The sequence below is a fragment of the Chryseobacterium sp. 7 genome, assembly GCF_003663845.1.
Taxonomy (GTDB): domain Bacteria; phylum Bacteroidota; class Bacteroidia; order Flavobacteriales; family Weeksellaceae; genus Chryseobacterium.
On the sequence record NZ_RCCA01000001.1, the window covers coordinates 2156734 to 2169768 of the forward strand.

Below are 13035 nucleotides of genomic sequence, written 5' to 3' on the forward strand. Positions count from 1 at the left end.
TAGATGTCTCAGATTTTCAAGGATGTGAAAACCATAATATTTGGTTTGAACCTAATATCTGTGTAAATCTGAGTAATCTGTGGTTCAAAAAAATTAAGAAAACTTAGAAATAATCTCTGAAATAATAGAAATACTCTGTTCCAGCTGTTCCTCAGACAGCGCTCCATAACTTAATCTGAATCCATTCACCTGATTTTGGCTGTATTGTTCAGGATGAATAATTTTAATATTTTTTTCTAATAACAAAGCCGCTACCACATCCCAATCTAATTGTACTTTAGGAACAATCCAAAAAGCAAGACCACCTTCAGGCAGTGTAAAATCTGCAATGTCTATCATATGCTTTTTCAACAGTTCAAAGACAAAATCTCTTTTGTTTTTATAATGAACGGTTGCTTTTCTGATATGCTTTTTTACCGCACCTTCTTTAATCAATTGAAGCACTGCCTGTTCCATGATGACATCTCCATGCATATCTATAATCTTTCTCAGATCACCGATTTTTTTCAGTAATTCCAGGTTTTTAGTAGCCAGATAACCAATTCTCAAAGCGGGCGCTACCACCTTACTCAATGTTCCGATATACACATAATTGTGAAGCTCAGAAAAGCTTGAAATAGGCAGGATAGGGCGATATCCAAAATGAAACTCATTATCATAATCATCTTCAATGATAGTCATATTGTACTGGTTTGACAGCTCAATCAGTCTTAATCTTCTTGACAGGCTCAATGTAACTGTAGTAGGATATTGCCTGTGAGGAGTAATGTATATCGCTTTTATATTCTGATGTTGTTTTAAAAGTTTTTCAACAGCTTCAATATTGATTCCTTCCTGATCCACAGGCACAGGTAAAAGGTGTGCTCCGGCATATTGAAAAGCCTGCCATGCGGGCTGATATCCCGGGTCTTCTACAATAACACAATCCCCGGAAGTTAAAAGACTCTGAGCAGTCAGAAACATTCCCATCTGGCTGCCCCGGGTAATAGAGATTTCAGTTTCATGAATATGCATTCCGCGCTGATGGTTAAGCATCTGAGAAATCATTTTCCTGAATTCTATATCGCCATGTTCATCTCCATAACCCATCATCTGCCATTTTGCTTTGATGCTGAAAATTTGCCTGTAAGCTCTTGCCAGCTCTGTTACGGGTGCAATTTTACTGTCGGGGTGGCCGTCATCGAAATTGATTAATATTCTGTTAGACATTACTTGTTGATTGTGAGAATAGTGGAGCGCATCAGCATTTTTTTCATACAAAGCCGGAAGATTTTCAGAAACAAAAATTCCTTTCCGTTCTCTGGAAATCACCCATTCTTCATTGATCAGCACCTGATATGCTTCTACAACAGTATTCCTGTTGATTTTCAAAGCCTGTGCAAGATTTCTGCTTCCGGGGAGTGTATCTCCGGCTTTTAACCTTCCTGAGCGGATATCGGTGATAATAGTATCCGCAATCTGTAGATAAAGTGCCTTATCAAGCTTTTTATCAATTTCTAATTCCAATTTCCAAGGGCGTAACATCTGGACTATCTATTTATGTGAAAACTGAATCATTTAAACAGTCCAAATATAAAATAATTTTGTCATGCAATAAAGCACAAAACCATAATAATTTTAAAATCATGGATAAGAAACAATTCAGTTCTAAAGACTTCCACGAAACATTTGCAAGACCAAAGTATGTAAAGCCAAGTCATCTGATTCATAAAAATGTAGAAAATGCAGGTGAGCACAATCAGTTTTCAACAGAAAGAAAGCATCCGGTTTTCTTTGTAGACCTTCCGAGTAAGAATGTGAGCATGACGATTGGAGGATTAACTCCCGGACAGCAAACCAACAGACACCGTCATACGTATGAGACTGTATTATATGTCATTGAAGGAAAAGGCTGGACAGAAGTGGAAGATGAAAAAGTACACTGGGAAGCAGGTGATGCTGTATATATTCCTTCCTGGGCTTGGCATAAACACCAGAATCTGAGCAATACGGAACCTGCCAAATATATTGCCTGCGAAAATGCCCCTCAATTGCAGAACTTAGGTGTAGCCCTGAGAGAGGAAGAAGGAAGAGATCTTTAATATTAATATCTTAAGCCATTAAGAAGCATAAGTCTGTTGTATTTGATATTGGATATGATTTTTTTAAAGGAAGCTACTCTTAACAACTTATTCTTTCTGAATGGTTTAAAATTATTTTAAATTTTTAAACAAGCAAAACATGAAAAATGTACCATTCAAGGGGATTATAGCCTATCCCATAACCCCTTTTGATGAAAATGAAAAAGTAGATATTCCTCTTTTCAAACATTTGGTTGAAAGGCTGATCACCTCAGGAAGCCATGGAATTGCTCCATTGGGAAGTACAGGGGTAATGCCTTATCTGTCTGATGAAGAAAAAGAAGAAGTTACAGAAGCCACTTTGCAGCAGGTAAAAGGAAGAATTCCGACACTTGTAGGAGTTTCTAACCTGACGACAGAGAAAACGATTCACCATGCTCAGTTTGCGGAGAAAGCAGGAGCTGACGCTGTTATGATTATTCCCATGAGCTACTGGAAGCTTACTGATGATGAAATTGTAGCACATTATGATGCCGTAGCCAGTAAGATTTCCATTCCGATCATGGCCTACAATAATCCGGCAACGAGTGGAGTAGACATGTCTCCGGCTTTGCTGAGGAGGCTTCTTGAAATTCCTAATGTAACCATGATTAAAGAAAGTACGGGAGATGTTCAGAGAATGCACTATCTGAGAAGAGAACTGGGTGAGGAAGTGGCTTTCTATAATGGTTCAAACCCTTTGGCACTCGCTGCATTTTCTGCAGGAGCAAGAGGATGGTGTACAGCTGCACCCAATCTTATTCCTGAATTGAATATCAGTCTTTACAATGCAATAGAAGAAGGGGATCTTGAAAAAGCAAAAACGATTTTCTACCAGCAGTTTGACCTTTTAAAATTTATTGTGAACAAAGGATTACCAAGAGCTGTGAAATCCGGTCTGAATATTCTGGGTGAAAATGGCGGGAATCTGAGAAGCCCTTTGAAACCTTTACATGAAAAAGAAACAGAAGAATTAAAAAATATTATTAAAACCCTTATTAATTAATACAATCGTATGAAAAAATCCATTTTTTATCATGCAGGGTGCCCTGTATGCATTAGCGCAGAACATGATATCGTTAGCCTTATAGGTTTGGAAAATGTTGAAATTATCCATTTGGGTAATGACAGAAACAGAATTGAAGACGCTGAAAAAGCAGGTGTAAAGTCTGTGCCAGCTTTAGTAAATCCTAACGGCAATGTGCTTCATATTAATTTTGGAGCGTCTATGGAGGATGTGAAAGGTTAGACCATCATTAATCTTGTATACACGAAACGGCTCATTTTTTGAGCCGTTTTTTCTTGTTAAAGAATTTATTGATTATTTTGAACCTTCTAAATTACTGCATTTCCTTCCACACCGTCAGAATTATTGGTTTTATGTCCTGTTATGGCAGAAGCTACAAAACTAAAGAGACTGACCAGTTTTCCTGCTTTCGTATCCCAATAATAGGTTTCTTTAGGTTCTACACGAATAATAGTGACATTGGGATCATCTTTCCCGTCAAACCAAGCTTTAGCAAGAGGAGACCATTTATCTTCTATCGTTGCTTTGTCTTTATACACAGAAGCTTCTCCATATACCGAAAGATATTGAGAATCGCTGTTATTCATAAAAAATAACTGCACTCTTCGGTCTTCTTTTATTTCAAAATTTTTGTTGCTGGTTCCACTGCTGATAAACCATAGATTTCCGCTGTCGTCAGTTTCCTGCAGCGTCATAGGTCTTGAATTGATAGGAGTTGTTTCCAATTCTGTACAGAACATGCATATTCTGGCTTTTTCTGACAGTTCTTTGATCTTTTTAATCGCTTCCAGGTGGGTAAGATTTTCTGTTGACATAATATAATATTTTAAGTGATTGATATTGATTGTGGATATTTATCCATCAGAATGAACAAACATGTAGTAAATCATTCAAATACCTGACCAAAGAGAAATAAAGTGTGGTATCTGGGTTTAATTTCTCTTCAATCAATAAGTTTTGCGTAAATTTGATGGATGCAGATTTCGCCTCCCAAACATCTGGCCCGTTATATCAGGCATTATATTTTTTTGGAAAATTTCCAAGAGGATATAAAAAGCTTAAGGCTGTTTACGGATGGAAGTTCGGGGCTTATTTTGTCAGAAGATATGAATCTGTATTCCGGTATTTCTGAAGATCGGATGCCGGTTTCCTTTTTCTACGGTACTTTAAACGGCTATAAAGATTTCTCTTCAAAAGGTAAATTTTCCCTTATTGCTGTTGTATTTCAACCTTATTTTCTGAATATCCTTTTAAAAACTTCAGCTAAAGATATTCGGAATCAGATTGTTTCTGTAGAAGATGTATTGATGAACAAATTGGAAGTATTTCAGGAAAAGCTTTTTAATAAAGAGAACCCTTTGACAATAATCAAGGATTTGAATATTTTTTTTACCCATTTTTTATCAGAAAGAATGCATTCAGATCATCATTTAATAACAGCTACACAACAATATCTTCTTCAAAATAAAGGTTCTGTAACTTCCAAACACTTGCAGTATTTCACTGGATATTCTGAGCGTCATTTAGAGCGAAAATTTGAATACCACATGGGAATGTCTCCCAAAAAATACGGAAATATCATCCGTCTTCATTACTTTTTAAGTCTTATGAATTATGGGATTGATGATAAAAATATGACAACACTTTCCTATGAAGCCGGATATTCTGACCAGTCACACCTTATCAGGGAATTCAAAAATAATATAGGGCTTACTCCAAAACAATATCTGAATACAGAAAATAAAATGGCTGTTAATTTCATTGAGCTGTAAAACAAGGATGTCGGTTTTATACAATTTTTCAGATATGATACCAGCTAGTTTTGCTTAAAAAAATCAATGAATATTAAAATTTCAACTGCACAATTTGAAAACAGAAGCGGAGATAAAGCTTATAATCTATCCATTATAGAAAAATTAGCCGGTGAGGCAGCATCTAAAGGATCTCATGTGATTGCTTTCCATGAGTGTTCCATTACAGGTTATACTTTTGCCCGAAAGCTTTCCAGAGAACAGCTTCTTGATATTGCTGAACTTATCCCGGAAGGTGAAAGCATTCAAAAATTACAAGAAATCGCGATCAAGCACAATATCACCGTTTTAGCAGGATTATTTGAAAAAGATGAACATGATAACCTTTTCAAAGCATATGTCTGTGTTGATAAAACTGGTCTGAAGGCTAAATACAGAAAACTGCACCCTTTCATTAATTCCAATCTTACTCCTGGAAATGGGTATTGTGTATTTGATATTATGGGCTGGAAGTGCGGAATTTTGATCTGTTATGACAATAATGTGATTGAAAATGTAAGAGCCACTAAACTTCTGGGTGCTGAAATTATTTTTATGCCTCACGTTACAATGTGTACCCCTTCCACACGGCCGGGAGCAGGTTTTGTAGATCCTCAGCTTTGGGAAAACAGGGTAGCAGATCCTACTTCTTTACGTCTGGAGTTTGATGGAATGAAAGGCAGAGACTGGCTGATGAAGTGGCTTCCGTCCAGAGCTTATGATAACGGAGCTTATATTGTTTTTTCAAATCCTGTTGGGATGGATGATGATCAGCTGAAAAACGGATGTTCTATGATTATTGATCCTTTTGGAGATGTAATTGCAGAATGCCGTTCGTGGGAAGACAGTTTTGAATCAGCAGTCCTTACTCGTGAAAAACTTACCCAAGCAGGAGGATATCGCTATATCAAAGCCAGAAGGCCGGAATTATACAGAGATATTATTGGGCAGGAGCATTTATCTGAACAAAAAGTAGTTTGGCTTAATGATAAATCCCATTAAAAATTGACTCTCTTCTGTAGATAGTATGCAGGAGAGATTTATTCTTTTATATGGATAGGAATCCTATTTGTGCTATCCCTGTCAAGGTTCAAAACCTTGACAGGGATTCTTTTTATTTAATGACATTATTTTCCATATAAAATCCTCTAGTAATAAGATTTTAGATTAAATTTCATAAATTTCGGCATCTGTAAATACAAAAAATGTACTTTTCTTAGGCAGGTTTTTCGTGTCCAGTCCTGTAAATTTACTGAAAGCAGGTAATAATAACTGATTGCTGCTTAGAGCAAAACAAGGGAGTCGAATATTTTTCACAGCAGAATTTAGCACAATTCCCGGATGAATATGTCCGGTAATCTGAAACCCGGATTTTGTTGCATCAAAATCATGAATAAAAGTAATACCATTCACTTCAAAGTATTCAGATTTGTGATTAAAGCATAATTTTTTCTCCAGAGCTTCTGAAATCCGGTCATGATTTCCTTCAATAAGATAGAACTGTATGTCTGGATATTGGTTTTTCCAGGTGCAGAATTCGTCCACATCAGAATTGTCCCCTGCATGAAGTAAATCTCCAACTACAATGAATTTTTCAGGCTGAAAATATTCAATCAGCGCTGATAATCTTTCCAGATCACTTTTCATAATATGATTGGTAAGTGCAATCCCATTTTTACGAAAATGAGCAGTTTTCCCGATATGCAGATCAGAAAGGATCAATGCTTTTTCTTTTTGCCAGAATGCTGCCCGCTGATTGGTCAGAGTGAAAGTTTCGTTATGGATGGAAATATTTTTAGTTGCTATAAACACTTGATGGATTGAAAAATGAATGTTTAAAATTAAACTATTTAGATCATATTTAGCCAACCTTCCGGCTTACATGAAATTTTTCATCAAAAACATAAGTCAGAGGAAAACCGGTCGCAATCTCTCTTTCCAGAATTTCTTCCGGAGAAAGATGTTCAAGATACATAATGAGTGCACGAAGGCTGTTGCCATGGGCGACGATCAATACATTTTCGCCTTGTTTCAGCAAAGGTCTTATCTGGCTTTCAAAATAAGGAATCACTCTGTTGTAAGTATCCTTAAGACTTTCTCCGCCCGGTGGAACCACATCAAATGATCTGCGCCAGGTATGAACCTGTTCATCACCATACTTCAGAGCGGTTTCTGCTTTGTTGAGTCCTTCAAGATTTCCGTAAGAACGTTCGTTTAATGCTTTATCTTTGATGACCGGGATATTGGGATTTCCAATTTCATTCAGGATAATAGAAAGGGTGTGTTGTGCTCTGATCAGGGCAGAGGTGAATGCTATATCTATTCTTTCCCCTTTTAGCGCAAGACCTGCTTTTTTTGCTTCTTCAATGCCGGCTTCTGTTATATCGATATCTTTCCACCCTGTAAATCTGTTTTCAAGATTCCAGAGTGACTGCCCGTGACGGACTAAGAACAATTTTTCCATTATTTAAATTTTATTTCAACTTCTAAGAAGGTATATTCTAAGTTACGGTGATTATTTAAAATTATCAAGAAAATTAACGTATAATATTAGGCTGAGAATAAGATTAAAACGATAGGTTTTTATTTGATTTTATAAATTTTAGAATCTCGCAAATTTTATAGTATCTATTTTTATTTAAGGCGCAAGAACATTTCGACTTAGCTCAATGTGAGATTTTCAGCAAGTCTAACGGGACTAAATTTTACCGGAGATAAAATCTTTGTGCCATAAAACGTTATTATTATCAATTTTTTACGTCTTTGCGATAAACAAATATTCATCGGCATATCTGTTCTTACAGAAAACACATTAATTGATTATAAAAGATCACTTATATTGGATAGCTTCAGCATTCTTTTAATCCTTGCATCCAGTCCTTCGCTTGAAAGGGTCTGCCTTAAGCTGTCAACCTTGATCGGGAAGCTGATAGGAGTAAAAGAACGGGAATGTTTTAAGATAATTTCAGATTTTTCAATCCTTTTAAAAGCCTCCACAAGCCGCTGTTCCTGAAGCTGCATATTGAAGACTTCTGTATAGGCCTGTTTTATTAAAAAATGATTGGGATCATGATCTTCCAATACTTTAAATATCAGTCCGGCAGAACTTTGTAAAGACTTGTTGGAGCGCTGTTGTCCTGCATAATTTTGAATGACCATTCCTGAAATCACTGCGATATCACGAAATTTTCTCCTCGCCATTTCAGCAGAATTGATACTTGCAATTACATCATTCATCAGATTATCTCTGCTTAAAATGTGTTGCAGATTTTCTTCATTTAACGGAATTTCTTTATCGCTGAACAGCTCAAATCCATAATCATTCATCGCCATAGAAAAAGAAATTGGAGCCAATTTTGAGATACGATAAGCGATAAGAGCGGCCATTACCTCATGTACCAGACGGCCTTCAAAAGGATACATGAACAAATGATATCCTTCACGGTTTTTGATCATTTCCACGAGAAATTCATCTTCTTTGGGAATGTGTGAATTTTTTTCCTGATTGATCAGGAGAGGGTGTAAAAATTTAAGTTCTTTTTCCGAAGCTTTAGGACTTAAAGCATGCGACAGTTTTTCTCTTAAAAAGTTCCCCAGATTGGAACTCAGAGGAAGTCTTCCACCAAGATAACTTGGAACTAAAGCTCTTCCTTTTGCTGCTCTTACATATACTGTCATATCTTTAATCATAGCCACTTCCAGTGTACGTCCGGCCAGAATGAATTTTTCCTCTTTTTTCAGTTTTGAAATAAAATATTCTTCAATCATTCCGATATAGCCTCCGGAGATAAATTTTACTTTCAGCATGGCATCACTTACAATTACGCCCATATTCATCCGGTGGAGCATGGCTATTTTCCTTGAAGTTACTTTATAAAGACCGTCTTCCATAATGACGATTTTATGAAACTCTTCATAGTTTTTTAAAACACTGCCGCCAATGGTAAGAAATTCCAGAATATTTTTCCATTCTTCGTCCAGCATTTCCTGAAAAGCATATACTTTTTTGATTCTCTCATACAGTTCATCAGGATAAAAGCCGTCTCCAACCGCCAATGTCATCAGAAACTGCACCAATACATCAAAACATAAGACCTGTGGCTCTCTGGGCTCAACCACTTTCTGTTTTACGGCTTCTTTTAAAGCTGAAACTTCAATCAGTTCCAGAGAATGGGTTGGAACACAATATATTCTGGACGTTTCAAAAGGGGAGTGGCCGCTGCGTCCGGCTCTTTGAAGAAAGCGGGCAACTCCTTTGGCAGAACCAATCTGAATAACGGTATCAACAGGTTTAAAATCAATTCCAAGATCTAGAGATGATGTAGAAACTACGGCTTTTAATTTTCCTGAGCTTAAATTTTCTTCAATCCAGATTCTTAAATGGGCATCAATAGAACTATGATGAATGGCGATCTGACCTGCAAAATCAGGATAAGCATCCAGTAAAAGCTGGTACCACATTTCACTCTGGCTTCTGGTATTCGTAAATACAATGGTAGATTTTGACTCCAGAATAATGGGAACTACTTTATCTGCAAGTTTGTTTCCAAGATGTCCTGCCCATGGTAATATCTCGATTTCGTCCGGAAAAACGGGGAGAATATCTATTTTTTTATGTTCTTTGGCTGTAATTTTTGTCTTTTTGATGTCATACGGAATAAGCACTTCCATGGCTTCATCCAGGTTTCCAATAGTGGCTGTAATGCCCCAGATTTTAATCTTCGGAACATATTTTTTAAGTTGTGAAATTCCGAGTTCTACCATGACACCACGCTTGGAGCCCAGCAATTCATGCCATTCATCCACCACTACGCATTTCATATCCCTGAAAAAATTTTCATTATTTTTCTGAGCCAGAAGCAAATGAAGACTTTCGGGAGTTACCACAAGAATTTCAGGCATTTTTTTTACCTGCTGCTGTCTTACTTTTGGATCCGTATCTCCGTTTCTTACGCCTACCGCCCAGTCTAGCCCTATTTCATCAATAGCTTCCTGCATAGCCTTTGCAATATCTTTGGAAAGAGACCGGAGAGGCGTTATCCAAAGCATCTTTAAGCCTTTTTTGTATTGTTCAGGATGATTCAGAAAATCTGCAATTAAAGCTAAAAAGACAGAAAAAGTTTTCCCAAAACCGGTAGGAGCCACCACCATTCCGCTGTATCCGTTGCCAAATTTCTTCCAGGTTTCAAGCTGAAATTTAAAAGGGGCAATACCTTTATCGCCCATCCATTGCTGAATGATCTTTAATCCGTCGGTATGTTCAAAAGCTGCCAATTTATATTTGATTTAAATTTTTGACGCAAAAGGCGCTCAGAGTTTGTATAATAACATTTTATTTTTCGATCGCAAGAGCGTTTCACTTTGCAAAGTTCATATTTTATTGTAGCTGAACGAAGTGCCTTTACGAACAACGAATTTTACGCTTAAGTAAAAAATTCTTGTGTCTTTGCGTTAAAATATTACTGTATTAATTTTTTAATTTCTTCCAAATCATCAATTTCGTCTACTGTTTTGTCTTTCCGCCATCTTACAATTCTTGGAAACCGCAGGGCTACACCACTTTTATGACGATTGCTGAAACCAATTCCTTCAAAAGCAATTTCGAAGACCAGTTCTGCTTTTACGGTTCTTACAGGACCGAATTTTTCAATGGCATTTTTGGTAACAAACCGGCTCACTTCCATAATTTCTTTGTCCGTTAATCCTGAGTAGGCTTTGGCAATGGTCACCAAACTATCCCCGTTTTTCACGGCAAAAGTATAATCAGTATAATAGGCGCTTCGTCTGCCGCTGCCTTTTTGGGCATAAATAAGAACTGCATCAATGGTAAACGGATTGATTTTCCACTTCCACCAGTCGCCTTTTTTTCGTCCTGAGTGATAAGGTGAGTTTTTTTGTTTTAACATCAATCCTTCGCTGTTTACGTCTCTTGAATTTTCACGAAGAGAATCCAGTTCTTCCCATTTTTCGAAATCCAGGCTTTTGGAAATACTGATTCGTTCCGGATTTTCATTCAGTAGCAATTCTTCAAGCAAAGCTCTTCTTGCGGAGATTGGTTTTTCTCTCAGATCATTGTCTTCCAGTTCCAGCAAATCATAGACAAAAACTTCTATGGGAATTTCCGAGAGCATTTTCTTAGTTAAAGTTTTCCTGTTTAATCTTTTTTGTAATTCATTAAAATTTAAAACTTTACCCTCTTTTACCGCAAGTATTTCTCCATCCAGTACAAAGTTGCCTTTCATGGCTTTTATGACTTCTGCAATTTCCGGAAATTGTTCTGTCACGAGTTCTTCACCTCTTGACCAGATGAAGACTTCATCGTTTCTCCGGATGATCTGTCCGCGTATTCCGTCCCATTTGTATTCTACCAGCCATTCATCGGGATCTCCCAATTCTTTAGTTTCTTTTTCCAAAGGATAGGCCAGGCAGAAAGGATAAGGTTTTGAATTGTCCGGATTCACATTTTCCGCATCAATAAGTTCTTTGAAAGAGACTTCATCCGGCAGCCATTTCCCCATTAAACTGTGCATCAAAGCACTCGATTCCTGTCCTGAAAACCTGGTCAAAGCATTAATTAATGTTTTATCTGATACTCCGATCCGGAAGCTTCCACCAATTAATTTATTGAAAATCAAACGTTCGGTATAATCCAGACCGTTCCATGATTGCAGTACAAATTCTTTCTTTTCTGCATCTGTTTTACCTTTCAAACTGACAATATCGCTCATCCATTCTGATAATGAACGTTCTATCTTTTCCTCCGGAGGGGGAAGAATTAATGATAACGTTTCTCCAAGATCTCCCACGGAAGAATATGATTCCTGAAACAGCCAGTAGGGAAGTTTTATGATTTCCAGCGCCCATTCTTTCATGTAATTGGTGTTTACATTTCTCTTGGGTCTTTTTCCGGTAAACAAGGCAATAAACCATACTTTATCCTCATCAGGAGCCCGTTCCAGATAATCTATGATGGCATCAATTTTAGCATTGGTTTTATTGGTGGTTTCCAATGCGTTGATAAGTTCTGCAAAATGTCTCATGATTCCGGATTTTCTGGTGTTTCTTTTTCAGATTCTTCTTCATCCTCACCGTAAAGTGTTTCTACAACATCTGCTTCAATTCCTATTTCATTCAGATATTTTGAGAAAACCTCTGTCTGTCCGTGAGTAACGTGCACCAATTCTGCTTCAGTGGCTTTTACAGTCTGCAATAATCCTTTCCAGTCTGCATGATCACTCATGGCAAATCCTGCATCTGCACTTCTCCATCTTCTGGCACCTCGTACCTGCATCCATCCGGAGCATATGGCTGTAGCCGGATCCGGAATTTTCTTAATAATATTACTGTCGAGTAAAGCAGGGGGTACAATAACAATTTCATGTTCCACTTCTTTTGGACGTTCTCTGAAATCTGCAATGGTGTATTCCGGAAGATCAATTCCTACTGTTTCAAAAGCTTCATTCAGTTTTCCGATGGAATAATGGACGTATATTTTCCCCAATTCTTCCACTGCTTTCATGATACGCTGGGCTTTTCCCAACGAATATCCTATGAATACAGAGGTTTTATTGTTTTCTTTATTTTTCAGTACCCAGTTCTGAAGTTTTTTATTTAAATCCGGAACTTCCAGCCAGTTGTAAATGGGCAGACCAAAGGTGCTTTCTGTGACAAATTCATTGCATTTTACCAGGTCAAAAGGAGTGCTCAGTCCGTCTTCCTGAACTTTATAATCTCCCGAAATGACGGTTACATATCCTTTATATTCAAGCCTTATCTGTGCAGAACCAATAATATGCCCGGCAGGATGCAGGGAAAGTTTTACTCCATTAATGGTAATCACTTCTCCATATTCTACACTTTGACATTCAATGTCCGGTGCAATTCTTTGATATAGAATGGGCTTGGTAAAATGGTGGCAAAGATATTTTTTCATTCCCCAGCGGGCATGATCGGCATGACCATGGGTGATAACTGCCATATCTACGGGTCTCCAGGGATCTATGTAGAATTTTCCCTGTGGACAGTAAATTCCTTTTTTGGTAAATGTGATTAATTTCAATGGTGTGACTGGTTTAGAAAATACGCTTCAAAAACTTAACCAATTTACAATAAACTGTTT

General features: G+C 37.3%; 12 protein-coding genes. 5 read left to right on the forward strand and 7 right to left on the reverse strand.

The features are described 5' to 3' along the window. Nucleotides 1–93: 93 nt before the first annotated feature. Complete coding sequence (locus tag CLU97_RS09920; RefSeq protein ID WP_121487781.1) at nt 94–1524, reverse strand: PLP-dependent aminotransferase family protein; 1431 nt, start codon at nt 1522–1524, stop codon at nt 94–96. 101 nt (nt 1525–1625) lie between these two features. Here CLU97_RS09920 and CLU97_RS09925 point away from each other — a divergent pair, with 101 nt between their 5' ends. The 3 genes from CLU97_RS09925 (at nt 1626) to CLU97_RS09935 (ending at nt 3348) form a co-directional block, all read left to right on the forward strand. Then, a complete protein-coding gene (locus CLU97_RS09925) occupies nt 1626–2081 on the forward strand; it encodes a cupin domain-containing protein (RefSeq protein WP_121487782.1) in 456 nt (151 codons plus the stop codon). A gap of 139 nt (nt 2082–2220) precedes the next feature. Further along, nucleotides 2221–3105 (forward strand): dihydrodipicolinate synthase family protein, encoded by an 885-nt coding sequence (locus tag CLU97_RS09930; RefSeq protein ID WP_121487783.1) that lies wholly within the window; start codon nt 2221–2223, stop codon nt 3103–3105. 9 nt (nt 3106–3114) lie between these two features. Continuing rightward, on the forward strand, nt 3115–3348 hold the full coding sequence (locus CLU97_RS09935; protein ID WP_121487784.1) for a thioredoxin family protein: 234 nt from the start codon (nt 3115–3117) through the stop codon (nt 3346–3348). Between the two features lie 86 nt (nt 3349–3434). Here CLU97_RS09935 and CLU97_RS09940 read toward each other — a convergent pair whose 3' ends face one another. Next, complete coding sequence (locus tag CLU97_RS09940; RefSeq protein ID WP_121487785.1) at nt 3435–3941, reverse strand: pyridoxamine 5'-phosphate oxidase family protein; 507 nt, start codon at nt 3939–3941, stop codon at nt 3435–3437. Between the two features lie 159 nt (nt 3942–4100). On the opposite strand from CLU97_RS09940, the gene CLU97_RS09945 reads away from it, so the two are divergent. Then, a complete protein-coding gene (locus tag CLU97_RS09945) occupies nt 4101–4898 on the forward strand; it encodes a helix-turn-helix domain-containing protein (protein ID WP_121487786.1) in 798 nt (265 codons plus the stop codon). 66 nt (nt 4899–4964) lie between these two features. Continuing rightward, nucleotides 4965–5918 carry a nitrilase family protein gene (locus CLU97_RS09950; RefSeq protein ID WP_121487787.1) on the forward strand — a complete coding sequence of 318 codons (954 nt, stop codon included), beginning with the start codon at nt 4965–4967 and terminating at the stop codon, nt 5916–5918. A gap of 165 nt (nt 5919–6083) precedes the next feature. On the opposite strand, the gene pdeM is transcribed toward CLU97_RS09950, so the two are convergent. The 5 genes from pdeM to CLU97_RS09975 all read right to left on the reverse strand — a co-directional run bounded on the left by pdeM (nt 6084) and on the right by CLU97_RS09975 (nt 12975). Beyond that, nucleotides 6084–6728, reverse strand: coding sequence for a ligase-associated DNA damage response endonuclease PdeM (pdeM, locus tag CLU97_RS09955; RefSeq protein WP_121487788.1), 645 nt, complete (start codon nt 6726–6728; stop codon nt 6084–6086). Nucleotides 6729–6777: 49 nt separating this feature from the next. Further along, complete coding sequence (locus CLU97_RS09960) at nt 6778–7380, reverse strand: 2,3-bisphosphoglycerate-dependent phosphoglycerate mutase (RefSeq protein WP_034698193.1); 603 nt, start codon at nt 7378–7380, stop codon at nt 6778–6780. 356 nt (nt 7381–7736) lie between these two features. After that, entirely contained in the window at nt 7737–10190 is a 2454-nt protein-coding gene (locus tag CLU97_RS09965) for a ligase-associated DNA damage response DEXH box helicase (protein ID WP_121487790.1), read from the reverse strand. 185 nt (nt 10191–10375) lie between these two features. Next, nucleotides 10376–11956, reverse strand: coding sequence for an ATP-dependent DNA ligase (locus CLU97_RS09970; protein WP_121487791.1), 1581 nt, complete (start codon nt 11954–11956; stop codon nt 10376–10378). Then, nucleotides 11953–12975, reverse strand: coding sequence for a ligase-associated DNA damage response exonuclease (locus CLU97_RS09975; RefSeq protein ID WP_121487792.1), 1023 nt, complete (start codon nt 12973–12975; stop codon nt 11953–11955). Before CLU97_RS09975 ends, CLU97_RS09970 begins: the two co-directional genes overlap by 4 nt. Nucleotides 12976–13035: the final 60 nt, after the last annotated feature.